General features: G+C 56.4%; 16 protein-coding genes. 11 read left to right on the top strand and 5 right to left on the bottom strand.

Features of this window, described 5'->3' with window-relative positions:
* Positions 1–32: 32 nt before the first annotated feature.
* Genes UB43_RS29390 through UB43_RS29385 form a run of 3 tightly spaced genes read left to right on the top strand, consistent with a single transcriptional unit; the run spans position 33 to position 3,763 of the window.
* Entirely contained in the window at positions 33–1,781 is a 1,749-nt protein-coding gene (locus UB43_RS29390) for a Mu transposase C-terminal domain-containing protein (protein ID WP_082085940.1), read from the top strand.
* A 10-nt stretch (positions 1,782–1,791) separates the two neighbouring features.
* Positions 1,792–2,649 (top strand): TniB family NTP-binding protein, encoded by an 858-nt coding sequence (locus tag UB43_RS28935; protein ID WP_052969630.1) that lies wholly within the window; start codon positions 1,792–1,794, stop codon positions 2,647–2,649.
* A gap of 4 nt (positions 2,650–2,653) precedes the next feature.
* Positions 2,654–3,763 carry a TniQ family protein gene (locus UB43_RS29385; protein WP_082085939.1) on the top strand — a complete coding sequence of 370 codons (1,110 nt, stop codon included), beginning with the start codon at positions 2,654–2,656 and terminating at the stop codon, positions 3,761–3,763.
* Positions 3,764–3,767: 4 nt separating this feature from the next.
* Here UB43_RS29385 and UB43_RS29380 read toward each other — a convergent pair whose 3' ends face one another.
* Both UB43_RS29380 and UB43_RS28120 read right to left on the bottom strand, forming a co-directional pair.
* Positions 3,768–4,661, bottom strand: coding sequence for a tyrosine-type recombinase/integrase (locus UB43_RS29380; RefSeq protein WP_082085938.1), 894 nt, complete (start codon positions 4,659–4,661; stop codon positions 3,768–3,770).
* Positions 4,662–4,936: 275 nt separating this feature from the next.
* Entirely contained in the window at positions 4,937–6,058 is a 1,122-nt protein-coding gene (locus tag UB43_RS28120) for a site-specific integrase (RefSeq protein WP_045217896.1), read from the bottom strand.
* Positions 6,059–6,145: 87 nt separating this feature from the next.
* Here UB43_RS28120 and UB43_RS28115 point away from each other — a divergent pair, with 87 nt between their 5' ends.
* Both UB43_RS28115 and UB43_RS29375 read left to right on the top strand, forming a co-directional pair.
* Positions 6,146–7,015, top strand: a complete 870-nt coding sequence (locus UB43_RS28115) for a DNA-binding protein (protein ID WP_045217895.1) — start codon at positions 6,146–6,148, stop codon at positions 7,013–7,015.
* 132 nt (positions 7,016–7,147) lie between these two features.
* Positions 7,148–7,435 (top strand): helix-turn-helix domain-containing protein, encoded by a 288-nt coding sequence (locus UB43_RS29375; RefSeq protein WP_082085937.1) that lies wholly within the window; start codon positions 7,148–7,150, stop codon positions 7,433–7,435.
* A 235-nt stretch (positions 7,436–7,670) separates the two neighbouring features.
* On the opposite strand, the gene UB43_RS28105 is transcribed toward UB43_RS29375, so the two are convergent.
* Both UB43_RS28105 and speB read right to left on the bottom strand, forming a co-directional pair.
* Positions 7,671–8,708, bottom strand: a complete 1,038-nt coding sequence (locus UB43_RS28105; RefSeq protein WP_045217893.1) for an ABC transporter substrate-binding protein — start codon at positions 8,706–8,708, stop codon at positions 7,671–7,673.
* A 157-nt stretch (positions 8,709–8,865) separates the two neighbouring features.
* Complete coding sequence (speB, locus tag UB43_RS28100) at positions 8,866–9,834, bottom strand: agmatinase (protein WP_045217892.1); 969 nt, start codon at positions 9,832–9,834, stop codon at positions 8,866–8,868.
* A 258-nt stretch (positions 9,835–10,092) separates the two neighbouring features.
* On the opposite strand from speB, the gene UB43_RS28095 reads away from it, so the two are divergent.
* From UB43_RS28095 to UB43_RS28070, 5 genes are all read left to right on the top strand, one after another.
* On the top strand, positions 10,093–10,992 hold the full coding sequence (locus tag UB43_RS28095; RefSeq protein WP_045217891.1) for a LysR family transcriptional regulator: 900 nt from the start codon (positions 10,093–10,095) through the stop codon (positions 10,990–10,992).
* 641 nt (positions 10,993–11,633) lie between these two features.
* Positions 11,634–12,638 (top strand): hypothetical protein, encoded by a 1,005-nt coding sequence (locus UB43_RS28085; protein WP_045217906.1) that lies wholly within the window; start codon positions 11,634–11,636, stop codon positions 12,636–12,638.
* A gap of 36 nt (positions 12,639–12,674) precedes the next feature.
* A complete protein-coding gene (locus UB43_RS29745) occupies positions 12,675–13,619 on the top strand; it encodes an NAD-dependent epimerase/dehydratase family protein (RefSeq protein ID WP_045217890.1) in 945 nt (314 codons plus the stop codon).
* Positions 13,620–13,625: 6 nt separating this feature from the next.
* Positions 13,626–14,315 carry a type 1 glutamine amidotransferase domain-containing protein gene (locus UB43_RS29740; RefSeq protein WP_045217889.1) on the top strand — a complete coding sequence of 230 codons (690 nt, stop codon included), beginning with the start codon at positions 13,626–13,628 and terminating at the stop codon, positions 14,313–14,315.
* Positions 14,316–14,653: 338 nt separating this feature from the next.
* Positions 14,654–15,484, top strand: coding sequence for an alpha/beta fold hydrolase (locus UB43_RS28070; RefSeq protein WP_045217888.1), 831 nt, complete (start codon positions 14,654–14,656; stop codon positions 15,482–15,484).
* Between the two features lie 626 nt (positions 15,485–16,110).
* Here the strand turns inward: UB43_RS28070 and UB43_RS28065 are convergent.
* Positions 16,111–17,013, bottom strand: coding sequence for a MerR family transcriptional regulator (locus UB43_RS28065; protein ID WP_045217887.1), 903 nt, complete (start codon positions 17,011–17,013; stop codon positions 16,111–16,113).
* Positions 17,014–17,135: 122 nt separating this feature from the next.
* Between UB43_RS28065 and UB43_RS28060 the strand changes: the two genes are divergently transcribed.
* Positions 17,136–17,588: a PAS domain-containing protein gene (locus UB43_RS28060; protein ID WP_045217886.1), complete on the top strand. Its 453-nt coding sequence runs from the start codon at positions 17,136–17,138 to the stop codon at positions 17,586–17,588.
* Positions 17,589–17,658 lie beyond the last annotated feature (70 nt).

Below are 17,658 nucleotides of genomic sequence, written 5' to 3'. Positions count from 1 at the left end.
TACGAAACTAGGGGCGATTCACGCCTGACAAAGTGCAGGTCTATTTTGCCGACGAGTCACGTTACGAAGTGGTACCCATCGGCGAGCTTACTCCAATTCGCATTGAGGCTCTGGAAAAGCCCGAAAAGCCTGACGCATTAGTGGCTAGCGAAGAGGCTTGGCAGCAGGCAAGACTTAGATTCGATCAGGTAGTTAGATATTTGCAGGGGGCTCGTGATAAGAGCGCTCTGTCATTGCTCGCAAAAAAAATGAATGTCAGCGAACCCCGAGCTTATCAAATTGTTCAAAAATATGATGAAGATGAAGGGCCTAGTTGTATGCTTTCTAGCCGTAGAGGTAGGAAGGTTGGCGCAACGCTTGTTCTTAGCTCGGTAGAGTCTGTCATAAGGGAAGCCATTAAAACTGAGTGGAAGGGACCAGGAACAACTCACCGAAAAGTGTGGAAGCGTGTAAGAGAGCTCTGCGTCACAGCAGGTTATCCCGTGCCGTCCGTTAATACTGTAACCGCGCGAATCAATCTTCTAGGAGAGCGAGAGAAAGAGCGCAGGAGATCTGGGTCGAAGAGCACAAATGATACCTTTCAGGCGCGCCCTGGTGTGAATCGAAGGACAACGCCACTTGCGGTATTGGAGATGGATCACTGTGTTGTTGACTGCATCATTGTGGATGAAACAACCAGGCGTCCTCTTTGTCGTCCATGGGCGACTATAATCATAGATCGATGCACCAGGATAGTAATGGGGTTTTATCTTTCTATTCATCACCCTGACTCCTTTAGTGTCGCAATGGCGATCACACACGCAACCTTGACAAAAGATAACTGGCTATCACTATTAGGGGATGAAGACCTGGATTATCCCTACTATGGAGTTCCTGAAAAAATTTGCATGGATAATGCGAAGGAATTCGTTTCAAAAGTCCTCAAGCGCGCAGCTGAAAAACACCGAATTAAGCTCGCTTGGCGGCCTTTTGGCAAGCCATGGTATGGCGGAACCATTGAAAGGCTGAATGGAACGCTCAACATGTCTTATATACATTTTCTACCAGGAACCACGCTCTCCGACGTTAAGCTTCGCGGGGAATATGATAGCTCGAAGGAATCCTGTCTGACTTTTTCCGAATTTAGACTTTGGTTCTCTCGTTGCATTCAGCAATACCATAACGAAAAGCACCGAATTCTAGGCATGACGCCGCACGAAAAGTGGATGGAATGCTTTTCTGAAGGAGGTAAACTTTCGCATCCTGCATTGGTAGATGACGCAAAAGGGTTTGCTCTGGACTTTATGCCGGAGAAGCGTCGTGTCGTTAGTCGTGATGGTGTAAGTCTTAATTCGTTCAAATATTGGTGTCCTGCGCTGTCGCCTTACATATGTCCGGGAAAGCGGCGGGTCGTTAAATACAATCCAAATGCTCTCAAGGTTGTTTGGGTTCAAGTTGATGGTGGGCGTTATATTGAAACACCATTCGCAGACTTGACCATTCCCGATCTATCAATTTCCGAGCGAAAAATTGCTATTGGTCAACTGAAAGAAAAGTCCGAGTATCAAGGTGCCTCACGCGCGCAAAGGCAGTCACTAGTAATTCGACAGTCAGCGAAGAATAGGGATCTAGTGGCTGGGGCCCAGAAAAGCACTAAGCGGATGCGAAAAGCGGTTGAGAATGCACAGCAGACGAAATTTTCAGAGAGCGTAAGTGCCATTCGGCCGGCGGAGCGCTCACAGCCTGGCGAATCCGGCATGGATTATACGAAACCGCCAAAAAAGTTCGAAGTCGATCTTTGACGGAGTAACCATGAGTGACTTGTCGCATGTAATCGAAATGAGGCGCCACTTAGTGGATGCAGATGCGGAAGTAAGGATCCGGGCGGTCCAAGAGGATGTCTGGATTAATTATCCGACCGCCGACCATGTGGTTCGTTTGGCGGGCAGCCTCTTGAAAATGCCGACAAAGACACAGGCTCCGTGCCAATTGGTATATGGCGCTCCTGGGATGGGGAAGACCACTCTCTACACTAGGCTCCAAAAGCTATACGGATTCTCGGTCGAGGCCAGTGCGCGCGTTGCAAGTCTGAGCCTGACTGAGGAGAGTGGCGGGGTTTCCAATAAAGATTTTACCCGCCTAGTCGTGCGCGCGCTCACTGCCAACAACATCAGCGACCCTAAAGTTCCAGACGAGACGCTGTTAAATTGCATTCGCCTGTTGAATGTCAGAATGCTATTGATCGATGAATTGAATGAAATACTGAACTGCTCTGCAAGAGAGGCTAGGAAAAATCTAAGTCTATTGAAGAAGCTCTCTGGGGCCCCTTTCAGCATTTCCATCGTTGCGCTGGGTACAGATGAGTGTGAAAGCGCAATAGCTTACGAGAAGCAAATGGCTCGCCGGTTTGAGCGGTTGTGCCTGGCGCCTTGGTATGAGAGTGACCAATTGCGTTCGTTTCTTGCTAGTTACGAATCAACGTTTCCTTTTCGGCTACCATCAGGTCTCTCCTCGGAAAGTTATGTTAAATACCTTATAAAAGAATCACACGGGGTTCTGGATGACATGGTAAAAATTATAATTAACGCAGCGGTATGGGCGATAGTAACAGAGAGCGATCGGATTACGTTGGAAATCCTCAAGCAGGGTAAAATTCGACCGGTGTATTGATGTCATGCCTGATTACTCTCTTGGTGAGTCTATGTCTTCCTGGCTGTGTCGAAATGCATTTGTGGCCACGGAGGAATTGGATCTAGATAAGACGATGAGCTTAAGGCGGGTCCTTCAGGAACGAGCGCTAGTGGGAGATGTTGACTTTGGATATTCTGCAGTTGAACTTGGCGAAATATCGAGGCTGACGGGCGCGGATCCTTCAAAGATAATCCAGGATCAGGGTTTGCATGAGGATTGGGGGCTACAGGATAATCTTGCGAGAATTTCATTCTGCCCCGCATGTGCTCGCGAAGCTGTCAAAAATTTTTGCTTTCCGATATGGAGAAAGCGTTGGTCTTACTGCTGGGTCGCTGCCTGCGAGCGGCATCGCCAGGCTTTGGTGACTTTGCGCGGGCAATATCGCCCGATTAACTTGCTTAATCGAGCGAGTTGCACCTTCAGATTTCTAGTGGATGGCGGTGGTGCGGCGCATATTTCCACCAAGGCTAAGCCATCAGTTCAATTGGGATTTATTGATGCACAGGTCTGCCTCGCATTGAAAGCGCAAGAGCATATTGAGGATCTGTACTTTTCGAGCGCGGATCCATCCAATCACATGCGGCTGTTAGCGATTAGGGATTTCTGTGATTTATTATTGAGACCTTTTCGAAAGGGTAGGGATGAACCTACGTTCATATATGAAATGGCGCGACACACATTCGGAAAAATTCCGGGAGACTGGGCTAATCATCGTGGGTGGGATGATTTTCCGGGTATCGAACTGGCTAGCCAGTTGACCTGTGCTCACACACGCCTGTCGGCCATGGCGGTTGCGGCTTATATCTTTCGCCTTAATGGTGCGCTGGATAAGTGGCAAGAGTTATCAGGCTTGGGGCGAGAGTTGGGAGTTTTAATTCCGACGAACAGGGCATGGTTGTATGCAGCAGCGTCCGGTGAGCCGAATTCCCCTCCAAGGGAATGGCATGTTAGACGGGTAAGGTCGTACTCGGTAGATATTGGTCGGGAATTGATTGAAATGATAAACGAAGCATCAGCATTAGGTTATGCCTCGGGCATCGTGGCGGCTGGAAAGACTATGTTCTTACCGTCAGGGGGGCGTAAGGGTCGCTGAAATCTTAGGGGATATAGCTCTCGTGAGCCCGTAGTGCCGATAGCCCAAAATACTCTATTATGTCTCGATACTTCCAGTCGTTATCTTTAGCCCACTCAGACATCCCGAGCCGGAAGCTTCTCGTGGTGAGTCGCTCAGTTATCCCGGCTTCTTTTGCCATGCTCTTCAGTAGAGTGCTAATGCTACTAAGCGGCTCAAGACTTAGGCGTCCCCATCTATCAATTTGAACAAATAAGGGACCTTGCTTGATTTGCGAAGCCACAAGCCATTCTTGAATTGCAGTAACTAGGCACATGTCCTCCGTGCAAGGGATGAAAGTTATTTTTTCACGATTCTGATTCTGTTCGTAAATAGTCACTCCTTTGCCGTTCTGAATGTCAATATGCTCTACTCTTAATTGGCGCATGTCGCGACTTTGCATTCCGCGCCAAAATCCCAATAGCAGTAGTGCTCGGTTTCGCAAAGCCCTCAATACGTTGGGATGATCGTCTGCCCCTAAAGCGCGTTGGAGCGATTCTTCTTGATGGCTGACAAGTCGTTTAAGCATCTTGACGTCGAGTGGTGTCGTGACGCGATCGCTAGACTTGGCTAGGCGTTTTAATTCTCTAAGAGCAGTGGTTATTCTGTGGGAGCTGGTGGGGTCTGGAAAGGAAAAATCCCGGTGCCAAGTCGCAAGAGCAGTAATTCGCAGGCTTATTGTTGCTACTGTATATTTTCCGGCCATCATTGAAATGTAGTGAAGGACATCAAATTCGGTAGCTGGAAGGCGGAGTTTACAGGTGTCTCTATAATAATTTACAGCATGAAGATATGCCTTCTCCGTTGCCGCCGAACGCTTATCGAAAGCCAGTGCGTAGCGTCGCCTAGCAGCTGGTATGACTATCCCTTGCTCTTTCATTGCACCTCCTTTTTCGTATCTGGTTGAAAATTCTATGTATTTTCACCAATGAGCGGTGCTTGGGAGTGGTATTCACGCGGAGCTTTAGAAACTCTAGTATTGGTAGAATGGAGCGTCAAAAATTATGAGCTCACGTACAGGAGGCACTCATTTCGAGTGCGGCAGACTAAAGTCCTCTGAGTGTTTAGAGGTTCTCGGCCATGGATCAATGGCGTCGGCGGTCAGGTGTCAGGCTATCCTTGCTAAGGGTGGGCTTGCTTTATCAGTAATGATTCTTATGCCTGTCGTGTCTCCGAACTTTTTGATGCGTCAGCTTGCGTATTCAGCGGTAATGCAAGTAGGTGTGCGGCGCGGCTGTTCAGCAGGGTGCCTGCTTGGAAGTACCCCATCACAGTGGGGATAGAGCGATGTTCAGTCATGGCCATGACCTCGCCGAGGGGGACTCCCTGACGTCCAGCCTCACTGACAAAGCCTGAACGCAAACTGTGCGCAGCCCAATCTCCAGGCAGGCCGGCCAGCACGGCGCGACGCTTCACGATGCGCGCTACCTGGTCACCAGACAATTCATCAGTACCGACGCGCCCACCCTTGTACACCCGACGGAAGAGTGGCCCCGTAGTAGCCGGTGCCGCTGCCAACCACTCGGTCAATGCTTGTGCTGCCGAGCCGCGCAATGGCAGTTCGCGGCGCACTCCCTCGGTTTTGGTCTTGGTTGCCCCTAGGGCGTACAGCCAGGTGTCCGCGTCCAGCGGGCGCACGTCGCCAATCTGCAGTCCCACCACTTCCGAGCGGCGCCGGCCGCCGCCGCTCCAGGCCAGCAGAAGAAGGGCGCGATCGCGTAGGCCACGCACCCCGTCGGTACAGGTGGCGAGCATCGCTTCAAGGGGTTCTCGCACCGCCGCGGTTTTCTTGCGCACGCTGACGCCCTGGCGGGACTGCGCCTTGCGCGCCTCGCGCAGCAGCGTTTTCACCGCCGCGCTATCGGTCGGACTTGGCCAGCTCTTCAGATCATGCCATTTGGCGAGCACCGCCAGGCGATGGCGCACGGTGTTGTAGCTCAACGGCCCGGGCTTGGCCTTGACACCGCTCTCCACCAGAGCAGCGTCCAGTGCCGGCGGCAGTAGCTGCTGCCAGTCTCCCTCCACCGGTCGAGCCAGATGATCGACGAGGAACTGTACGGCTACCGCTTCCGGGAGGGCGCCGTCCTCCAGGTGCCGGCGATAGCGCAGTTGCAGCCAGCCTGCCCAGTAGGCGAGGGCGCTGCGGTAGCTGCGTACGGTATTGGCGGCGGTGCCGGCCGCCACGAAGGCTGCTGCTGCGGCGCGGGCCTCGGCGTCGAGACGATCAACGGCCAGCGGGGCGATTTCACCGTGCAGGGGTAGTATCGTATTATTCATTACGTTCAACGTATTAAAAAATAGATTAATATTAAATAAGGTCGGATAACATTTGTTTATCAGACCTAATATAGCCGGAGGCAGGCCATGGCGGTAGGCGTAGCGGAACAGGCGGTATTTGCCGCCGCGGATGCGGTCCTTGAACGCGGGGAGCGACCGACCGTGGAGCGCGTGCGCCTGGAATTGGGTCGCGGCAGCCCGGCGCGGGTGGGGGCGCTGCTCGATCAGTGGTGGGCGCAGTTGGCCCAGCGCCTGCGCGGCGAAACCCGCCTGCCGGCGTTGCCAGCGGATGTCTCGCAAGCCTTTGTCGCGGTTTGGCAGCAGGCGGTGTTGCTCGCCGATGGCGTTGCCGAGCAGGCGTTCGCGGAGCGGCGCGTGCTGCTGGAAACCGAACGGCTGCGCGCTGCCGCCGTGGAGAACGAGAGCCGCCAGGCCGAAGCTCAGGCGCGCCAGCAAGTCACCGCGGCCCAGGCCGCGCAGTACATGGCGGAGACTCGGCTGGCCGACCTGGAGCGCTTGCTCGAGCAACAGCAGGCGCAGTTGCACGAGTGGCAGGAACGCAGTGCGGTGTTGAGCGAGGAGCGTCGCGTCGCCCTGCAGGAGTCCAGCACGCTGCGCCAGGCGCTGCAGGGCGTGCAGCAGCAGCTGAGCCAGGAGCGTGAGGCGACAGCGGCCTACGTCCGCGGTGTCGAGGACCGCTCGCACCAGGAAGTGGATCGCGCGCGGGAGGAGGGTAAGGTAACTACCGTGCAACTGAAGGCTGCCAACAAGCAATTGGAGCAATTGCGTCAGCGATTAGATCGCGCCCTGGAGCAGCTCCGCCAGGCGCAACAAGTGGCCGCCGTGGAGTCGGCGCGTGCAGCGACGCTAGCACAGCAATTGAAGCCGGCACGCACTAAGCGAGCTCGCACCTCGCAGCGAAAGCGGCCAAAAGTCGACGCCGCGGTAGAGTCATAAGGCGAATTGGATGGCACCGTGGTCCCGCTTCCTTTCTTATGCGCGATCGCATGGTAATCCAAAAGAATCCTATAGATTGTAGTCCTTTAGGGCTCATAAAGGCCTCATCGTTCCTTTTGCGGAAATTGCAAAATGGAACTGACGACTGCGTTTGGACGGGCCCTAAAAGACATCCGAAGGAAACGGGATCTCACCCAAGAGGACTTCTCGACAGTTAGTAGCCGTACGTATCTCAGCACTTTGGAGCGTGGTCATAAGGCGCTTACGATAGAGAAGCTAGAGCAATTAGCCGGCGTTTTGGGTGTCCATCCCACAACACTGCTCATCGCAGCTTATCTACAAAAAGAACCCTCGTTGGACGGTAGAAAGATATTAGATCGAGTCGCTGCAGAGCTTAGCGAACTGGCTCTTGATGGCTGATAGCTCTGACTAGCGGCAGCTACCGACCCATAGCTGACCTACACAGGGTGCCCGTCCAGGCTACGTTCTTCCCACCAGTCCCAGGTCTTGAGCCCTTGGCGGGCTACGCGGCGACCAAGGAAGCCGAGTGTTTCGCTGCCGAGGGAAGAGGATTTCCGATTCACAATCCAGAAGTCAGTCAGCTTTGTCTTCTCGTCATTCAGAAGGTCCGCGATGGTTCGGCCGTTGATGTGACTCAGCGCCACACCATGGCTGCCCACGCATTAAAGCGCTCCTCGAGTTCTTCTCCGTGATCAACCCAGAAAGTGTTATCAATCCGCAGGGCTCGAGCCAGGTTGTTCGGTGCCGTGTTGATGCGTTCAGCCAGGCTCTGCTCCAGCAGAGCTTGAGTGTGGACGTTGGTGGAGCCGTAGCCGAGCTTTTCGGTATGCATTTTCTGGTATTCAGGCCGTAGGGAAAGATTGATGAATTTTTCGGCGGCCAATTTGTTCTTGCTGCCCTTGGGGATTGCCCAGGAGTCGATGTCGTAGATGCTGTCTTGCCAGAGGATCTTGATATTCGCCCCGGACTCTTGGGCGGAAAACACCCGGCCGTTGAATGCACTGGTCATCGCCACATCGCCACTGGCCAGGTATTGCATGGGTTGGGCGCCAGCTTCCCACCATTGAATGCTGCTCTTGATCTCGTCAAGTTTGCGGAATGCCCTATCGACGCCTTCCTTGCTGGAGAGTGCCTTGTAGACTTCCGCAGAGGGAACGCCGTCTGCTATTAGTGCAATCTCAAGCGTGTACTTGGCGCTCTTGTGCAGACTTCGTTTTCCCGGAAATTTCTTCAGGTCCCAAAAGTCTGCCCAGCCGGTGGGTTCCACTTTAAATTTGTCTGCGTTGTAAGCCATCGCAGTCGACCAGACCAATACACCTGCCCCGCATTGCGAAATAGCTCCCGGAACAAAGTCTGTCGCCTCACCGATGTTCGATTGGTCCAGCGTTTCGAAAAGTCCCTCTTCGCAGCCGGTGATCAATTCTGCGCCGCCGACTTCCACTACATCCCAATTGACACTTTGAGTATCGACCATGGCTTTGATACGGCCCATCTCGCCATTGTATTCCGTCGCCACGACGGTAGTTCCCGTTTCTTTTTCATAGGGCTTGTAGAAGGCTTCGGTTTGAACCTGTTTCGCTACGCCGCCGAACGAAACGACAGTGATTTCATCGGCCAGCGCCGCAGAAGTTGCCGTGGTGAGAAGAAGAGTTCCGAGAAGACTTGCTTTCATGCTTACCTCTGGCGTTTCTTGCTTTGATTATTAAACGGCGCGCGGCGAAGTGCCGGGGCTGGTTACCGTGGGCAACTCACATGAATCGTTCTTGATGTGGCATTAATCAGTCAGTGACCTGTAGAGGGGCCGCCACGATACCGGACGGCTTCCCCTGTCATTTCACACGAGCATCGGCAAGAACGCAGAGCATTTCGAACATCAGCGTGGCGGCATTCAGTGCTGTCATGCCGGAGGGGTCCAGGTCCGGAGCTACTTCAACCACATCACCGCCGATGAGATTGAGGCCCTTCAGCCCCTTGATCAGACGCATCGCTTCGCGCATAGAAATCCCCCCCGCCTCGGGCGTGCCGGTACCCGGGGCGAACGCGGGGTCGAGCCCGTCGACATCGAAGGAGACATAGGTTTGCCCATCGCCGACGACTCGTCGCACTTCCTGGAGCACTCCGTCCACGCCAAGCTCATCGAACTCTTCGATGAAGATAACGCGCATACCGCACTCGAGGCTGTAGTTCGGCGTACCGGAATGCTCGGATCCTCGAATCCCGATCTGTATCGTGCGATGAGGGTCCAGCAGGCCGTCCTCGACTGCGCGGCGGAACGGGGCGCCGTGGAAGAACTTCGAGCCGTACAGACTATCCCAGGTATCCGTGTGGGCATCGATGTGCACCATGCCGATAGGCCCGTTCTTGGCCAGCGCCTTGAAGATCGGATAGGTGATCGAATGGTCACCGCCGACGGTCAGCGGCATGATGTTTCTTGCACAGACTTCCTGGTAGTACTTCTCAATGCACGCGTGAGCGTCCTCGATGTTGTACATGCGCTCCAGATATACGTCGCCCAGGTCACGAATAGTACAGAGCTCAAACGGGGCAATGCCTGAAGCATGGTTTCGGGTACGCATGAGACAGGATTGCTGGCGGACGCCGCGTGGGCCGAGGCGTGCTCCGGGCTTGAAGGAAGTACCGCCATCATAGGGAACTCCGATCAGGCCGATATCGATGCCATCGAGTGACTCCGCGACAGGCGCACGCATGAAGCTGGCGATTTCGTTGAATCGCGGGCGCTTCTGCGGGTCGTAGGCGGCTCCGTCGGCAAAATTGGTTTTGAACTTCGAGTCAGGCATAACCACCTCTTTCGCCCGCAGGACGGATTGCGGAACATATGTTGTTAGTGTGTTGGGTTGTCTGAGTAACTTGTTCGCCTCAAGGGTTTTGGCGGCAAAATACGGTTACGCCTTTGATTTAAACAGGCGTGAGCTGAGGGGTAAATTCATCAGAGTAAAACCTAATGTTAATCAGATTATTAATGTAATATTATGCGAGCTCTGTGATTTTTGGATATCATCGGAGGCGACGTGCTGATTGGCTTTCCGAGGTGATTGGTGAAGGAAAATATATATAATATTCGCCTGTTGAGAGTCTTCGTTGCAGTGGTGGAGCGAAAAGGCTTTTCTGCGGCGCAGCAAGATCTGAATATGTCCACGCCGGCCATAAGCAATTACATGAGTCAGCTGGAAATGCAGCTTGGAATGCAACTCTGCAACAGAGGGCGCGCTGGTTTCAGTCTGACGAGCAAAGGGCAGTTGATATTTGATGAGGCTAAGCGTTTATTGAGTCAGATCGATGGCTTCGAGAACTATGTTCTGGAGTTGAAGGGCGAGTTGAGAGGGGCTGTGACGGTAGGCATCCTTGACTCGATGCTCACCGACAAGCAAGTCAATATCGTTGACTTGCTGGGGAATTTCGCCTCGAAGCATCCCAAGGTCCACGTCAATCTGAAGGTTCTGAATCCCTTCGAACTGCAGAGGGAAGTGCTGGAAGGTAAGATTGACCTTGCCATCGGTTCATTGCCGACCAGGATGAGCGGGCTGAAGTACATAGAGTTATATGTCGAACAGCATTGGCTGTACTGCAGCGATCGGCATGAGCTGTCCAAAGCAACGAACCTTTCGCCTGAGATTGTCAGGGACAATGCTTTGCTCAATCGAGGCTACTGGTCCAGCGCCGAAGCCATGCGGCACGGCTTCAAGGATTGCTCCGCCACGATAGACAGCATGGAGGCTGCGCTGATTCTGGTGCTGTGCGGAAGTTACGTCGGCTATCTTCCTGATCATCTGGCCTTGCAGTGGGAGCAGCAGGGGAGGCTGTTCAGACTGCTCCCTGAAACGTTTGGATATCGGGCTGAATTTTCGTTGATCATGAAGAATGGGCGCAGTCGCGAACCGCTCATTCAGGCTTTCAGAGACGAAATGGATAAGCTTTATATCAACGACATAAGTTGAGGAAGCACGCGGCTCGAAGTTACCGATCGCTCGGAAAAGGTGCTTGAGCCGCTCGCTGAAGGCCGTTTGGCTGGCCCATTCAAGGGCTTATGAGGGGGTCTGTACTGACCTGAACGTTCTGCGAGGATCGGCTGCCTTTGCCGATTGACCCATGTCGCGTTGACGCTCCGGCTCCGTGCCGTGTGCTATTCCAGGTAGTGATTGACCTCTACCCAATGGCAGGGCTTGCAGCGGTATGGAGGGTGAGGGGCGCTTCGACTTCAGCTTCAGCGTGCTTCCCTACTTCCTGCTGACCCTGGTGTCCGTTTCGTTGGGCCCGCTGTTGTATTCCGTGGTCAAAGGCAGCAAGCGGAATGGCGGTAAATTCGGCCATCAGTAAAGGACTGCTACCGACCCATAGCGGACGTGCACTTCTAGACTATTGGGATTGCCCATTGGCAGCGTTGCATGGTCCCCAACCAACCAGACGCTTGTCATTCATCGCTCTTATTCTCTCTCATCGCGCCGTTAATAACTCTCAGGGCTCCTTGACCTTAAAGCTAACTTTAATCTTAGGGTTCCGCACAGACACCGCCAACTGAGTCGGTGCACAGATGCTGCCTCCTCTGGCGGAGCCAGCCCAACACGCGGAGACCTTCGATATGAAACCTGTTTCACTTGCCCTTGCTTGTGGCCTTCTTAGCGCCGCCATAGCGGTGCCTTCCTGGGCTTCACAACCAACCGATCCAGCGGCCGCCCAGGCCGCCACGACGATTGCCGGGCAAGTCATCCCTGTCGTGAAAGGGGGATTGTACGATCGCTACCACTCCAACCCGCCACTCTCGGTGATTGCTCAGGAGGCTCCGGATATCGACCTGAGCTGGTTCAAGACCCTGACAAAGACCAAGGTCGACATGGGCTTTGAGTCCTATTCCCCGAATTTCTATTACAACAACAGCCGGGTCACCGTGGTCTTCACAGCCGATCTGGACAGACTCCGGGGTCTGATGCCCGCCAAGGTCCTGGAGCAGGTGCAGCCACTACAGATCTGGCCTGGCCGAGGTCTGGTGGCGCTGACTGCCTACGCCTATCACTACTGCGACAACGACAGTTACAACGAAATTGCCTTGTCCATCGTCACCAACAAGCCAGGCCGCAGCAACCTGGGGCCCATCAGCCTGATCAGCCAATCGATGAGCAGGGACCTGTGGGGGTATGTGTTGAAGCTGCCGGTCAACACCGAGCTGGCCAGAGTGCGCGGCGTGGTCGGCTACAACCTGCCCAAATGGCTGACACCTATCGACTATCGTGAGACGGACAAATCGGTGGTGGTGAGCATCAGCGATAGCCAGACCGGCAAGGTCGACGTGACCCTGGAAACAGCGAAGCTTGCTGATCTGTCGCAGGACGTCGAACTGGTCACCAACAGTTTCACTAATCTCGATCACAAGGCAGAGCTCAGCTACGGCTATGCGGTCTCCCGGCAGCTGCACCATGCCTCCACGACAAGTTCGGACGCCGTCAAGCTGAGCCTGAGCGACGGCAGCCTGTCGACCTACATCAAGTCACTGAAACTGGGGTCGATGCTGAAGTACGAGTATGTGCCGCAGTTCCAGAGTGCCTTGTATGCGCCGGCACCGCTGCAGACGATGCTGCCGCGCGATTGAGTGTTGCGGGTTCCCAGGGCCAAGTGAGGAAATCGCATGCAGACCATCTTGGGCGCCACCGGCCAGATTGCGGTGGAACTGGCGCGAGAGCTTAACCGCGCCTATACAACAAATCTGCGACTTGTGAGCCGCCGACCTGAGAAGGTCAACGACTCCGACTCCCTGGTGCCGGCCGACCTGCTTGATGCCGGCCAGGCTGCCAGGGCGGTAGAGGGTAGCAGCATCGTCTACTTCACTGCGGGCCTGCCGCCGGATACGCGGCTGTGGGAAGAGCAGTTTCCAACGATGCTCAAGAACGCGCTGGATGCGACCCGAGCGGCAAAGGCCAAGTTCGTCTATTTCGACAACACCTACATGTACCCGCAGGATGGCCGTGTACTGACCGAAGCATCCGTATTCGAACCCGTAGGCCGCAAAGGCAAGGTGCGTGCTGCGATGGCGTCGATGGTCCTGCAGGAGGCGGCACGGGGCGAAATCCCCGTCGTTATCGGACGAGCCCCCGAGTTCTACGGTCCTGACAAGACGCAGAGCATTACCAATACGTTGGTCATCGACAAGATCAAGTTGGGCCAGACGCCGCGAGTGCCGGTGCGCGACGACACCCGGCGCACGCTCATCTGGACTCCCGACGCGAGCCGCGCGCTGGCGGCCTTGGGTAACGCCGCGGACACGTTCGGGCAAACCTGGCATTTGCCCTGCGACGATGATCGCCTGACCTACCGACAGATCGTGGCGTTGGCATCCGAACTGGTCGGTCGTGAGCCCTCTTATCGAGTGCTCGGCAAGTGGACTTTGATAGCCGCCGGCCTGCTATCCCGGCAGGTCCGCGAACTTCGCGAGCTACTGCCGCGCTATGAGCGCGACAACCTGTTCGACTCGGCGAAATTCAAGCGGCGCTTCCCGGAGTTCAAGGTGACCACTTATCGCCGAGGGCTCGAGCAGCTCTTTGCAGAATCCAGCCCGAATCCGTTTGAAAGGTAAACCGTCATGCCCCGTCGCATTCTCCATGTCGTCTCCAACGTGGCTCACTTCGACAATCCCGACGAGCCAACCGGCTTGTGGCTGTCGGAGCTCTCTCACGCTTACGACCTCTTTGCTGCCCAGGGCTACGAGCAGCGGTTGGTAAGCCCCAAGGGGGGAGCAATACCTCTGGAGCCACGCTCACTCAAATGGCCGAACGCCGATGCCTCCGCTAAACGTTGGTTGGCTGACCCCGCCAGCATGGCGTTGCTCTCGCACACCGCCTCGCCGGGAGAGTTATGCGGCAAGGATTTCGATGCGATCTACTTCACCGGCGGTCACGCCGTGATGTACGACTATCCGGATGATGAAGGGCTGCAGCGACTCGCCCGCGAGGTCTATGAGCATGGAGGCATCGTTGCCTCCGTATGCCATGGCTATTGCGGCCTTTTGAACACTCGGCTATCGGACGGCTCGTTGCTCGTCGCAGGGCGACGCGTGACCGGCTTTACCTGGATGGAAGAGATCCTGGCAGGGGTGGCTAAACAGGTGCCTTACAACGCCGAGGAAGAGATGAAGCGACGTGGCGCCCGATTCGAAAAGGCGCTGGTTCCCTTTACGCCGAAGGCTGTGGTGGATGGCCGCCTGGTGACAGGGCAGAACCCTCAGTCAGCCAAGGTCACTGCCAAACGGGTCATTTCAGTACTGAGCGCCTGAAGACAACCAATTGTTGGCCCTGGAGACCCGATGAACCCTCAGATGGGTTTTGCTCCTGGAATAACCGAACAGCGGTGCGTGGTAGTCGGACGCGCAATTTCGGAGGTAACGCTGCCGCTGTGATTGACGCGAAGGAGGCTCCGCATGGTGGCGGTCGTTCGTGCATCGGACGGCACGCTGCGGAGCAGCCAGTACAAGGGGCGTAGTGGTATCGCTGCAGAGTCAGTCTGGGTCGATTTTCGCCTCTCGTTCCGGCCGACGGATGGAATAACGCTCCCGGCCACAGCACGTGTGCAGGCGCCGGTTCATCGATCTACACATAATCCGGAGACACGAACATGGGATACGTCACGACCAAAGATGGTGTCGAGATCTTCTACAAGGATTGGGGCCCCCGGAACGCCCCAGTCATCCACTTTCATCATGGCTGGCCGCTCAGTGCCGACGACTGGGACGCCCAGATGCTGTTCTTCGTGGCGAACGGCTTCCGAGTCGTTGCTCACGATCGCCGCGGGCATGGACGATCGAGCCAGGTGTGGGATGGACATGACATGGACCACTACGCTGACGACGTGGCCGCGGTAGTCAATCACCTTGGTAGCCAGGGGGCGGTACATGTGGGCCACTCGACCGGCGGCGGAGAGGTCATCCACTACATCGCCCGTCACGGCGAGGACCGTGTGTCCAAGGCCGCGATCATCAGCGCGGTTCCTCCGCTGATGGTCAAGACCCAGAGCAATCCTGGCGGCCTGCCCAAGGAGGTGTTTGACGACCTTCAGGCCCAGCTCAAGGCCAATCGCGCCCAGTTCTATTACGACGTTCCGGCCGGGCCGTTTTACGGTTACAACCGCCCCAATGCGAAGACCTCTGAAGGCATTATTTGGAACTGGTGGCGCCAGGGCATGATGGGCTGCGCCCAGGCCCATTACGACGGAATCGTAGCCTTCTCGCAGACGGACTTCACAGAAGATCTCAAGGGAATCACCATTCCTGTGCTGGTGATGCATGGGGATGACGACCAGATCGTACCCTACGAGGATTCCGGGCCGCTTTCAGCAAAGTTGCTCAAGAACGGGACTCTCAAAACCTATTCTGGCTTCCCCCACGGGATGCCAACCACCGAAGCTGAGACAATCAACGCAGACTTGCTGGCGTTCATTCGCGGCTAACCGCGCCAGGGAGCCAGGTATTTCTGGCTCCCTTCCTTTCCATGGGCGCGACGGCATGGCGTTCCGTTTAATTAGCCGTCGGGGCGAACGTCAGTGCCTTTAACCCGAACATTGCTCCACGAGTGCGAGGACCGCAATCTCAGCCCCATTCGTTCGCTTCTGGCCAATTTCTGCCGCTGGCGAGGGCGGCTACCGACCCTTAGCAGACATACGGTCGCAATGTCGCTGCTCAGCTAGAAGCGAGCAGCTCGTATCGCCATGGAGGGCTCCCGCAATCGCCACCGCGACCAGTACACTTGCCCGAAGGACAAGCCGCACAATGTGCCAAAACGGGTGCCAACCGCCGCACCCTGTCCATTCCCAACAGCCCGCCCAGTACCGGCAGCCTACCGGCGGATGCCGCTCCGTTGTTGGCGCGACAGGAGATATCCTCTGCGGCCGAAAGCCTGAATCCGGTCAGCGGCAGCGCCTGGCCCATGCCGTTGGAGTAATCACTGTCCAATGGCTTTGGATTCGGCGGGGTGAACGCGGGCGTTCTTTTCCGGCGCTGGGGTTGAGCCGTGCGTCCCGCATCCTGTACGAGCTTTTCGCGTTGTACAGCTTGCCAGGGCGTCGACCGCGTGCGTTTACAGCTGCAAGGCGCCGCGCAGCAGCAATCGCAGCTTCTGCGCGCTGCGGGCCGGACTGCTTCCCAGGGCTACGATGGGCACTCCCCCAGCGGCGTTGGCAATGTCCTGCGCCGCTTCGCCGATCAAGGCCAGTGGGCATTCAATCGCCATCTGTAATCGCTCCAGGCGTTTGATTGCATCGGCCGGCAGGGCAACGTGGGCGAGCAGCACCAGCGCGGCCGGCTGCATCGCCGCGCAGACCAGCGGCAATTCGTCCAGCGGCGCCCCCGGCGCCAGGGGCTGGACGCGCAGGTCGTCACCCCCCAGTAGCAAGCCGGTGGCCAGCAATTCGAATTCCTGCGTCGTCCCGGCCGCATCGGCGAGCAGTACGCCGGCGCCGAGCGCGCGGCTCATCTGCAAGCGGAGGAGGACGCGGGCGCGCAGGAAAGCGTCGAGGAACGCCCACTGGCTGCGGGCGCCAAAGGCATTGAGCGTCAGCAGGGAACGCCACAGCGGCAGGAGGATGTCCTCCAGCAGTGTGGCGCTGGGAAAGATGCTGTAGGCCTGGCCGTAGAGCCTGTCGAGTTCGCTCTGGTCGAACGTCGCCGTGGCTCGGGAAAACGCCTCGCGCCACTGCAGGCGCTCATCGTCGGGCTGGGCCGGCTCTTGTCGCTGGCGTTGGGCGAGCAACTCGCCGATCTTGCCGACCGCCATGCCCCGGCCCGTCCACAGCAGGATGTCCTGGATGGTCTGCAGATCCTGCGGGGTGTACAGACGGTGCCCGCCATCGGTGCGCAGCGGGCTGACCAGACCGTAGCGGCGTTCCCACGCCCGCAGGGTCACCGGGTTGATGCCGGTGAGGCGCACAACCTCGCGCATGGGCAGCAGATCGCTGGGGTCGATATCGGAGAGGTCGTTCATGGCGCGGCCAGGCGGCGAAGGAGCCAGGATTGTAAACCAGCGGCAAGGTTTGTGGCCGAGCTAGGCAGTACCCGGTGGCCCGACTACCCTAGGCGGATCGCAGTGAACCGGATAAACAACCCATGATCAACGCCAAGCTCCTGCAACTGATGGTCGAAGCCTCCAACGACGGCATCGTGGTGGCCGAGCAGGAGGGAGAGGACAGCATCCTGATCTATGCCAACGCGGCCTTCGAGCGCCTGACCGGGTTCGCCGTCGACGACATTCTCTATCAGGACTGCCGCTTCCTGCAGGGCAGCGAGCGGCACCAGGCTGGGCTGGCTGTCGTGCGCGAAGCGATCCGCGCCGGGCAACCCTGCCGCCAGGTGCTGCGCAACTTCCGCAAGGACGGCACCCCGTTCTGGAATGAGCTGTCGATCACGCCGGTGCGCAACGAAGCGGACCAGCTCACGTACTTCATCGGTATCCAGCGCGATGTCAGCCGAGAGGTCGCGGCTCAGGAGCGCGTCCGCGAGCTGGAGGTCGAGGTCGCAGCGCTGAAGAGCCGGCTGGCCGCGTTGAACCCCGGCAACTGATTATGTCCGCGAAAAATTGTACAACTCTGCTTGATTTGTACAATTAATGCCGTAGGCTTCGCTTATACCT

Source organism: Pseudomonas sp. 21 (genome assembly GCF_000955805.1).
In the GTDB taxonomy this organism is placed as follows: domain Bacteria; phylum Pseudomonadota; class Gammaproteobacteria; order Pseudomonadales; family Pseudomonadaceae; genus Pseudomonas.
This window is presented reverse-complemented; position numbering and strand designations above follow the sequence as displayed.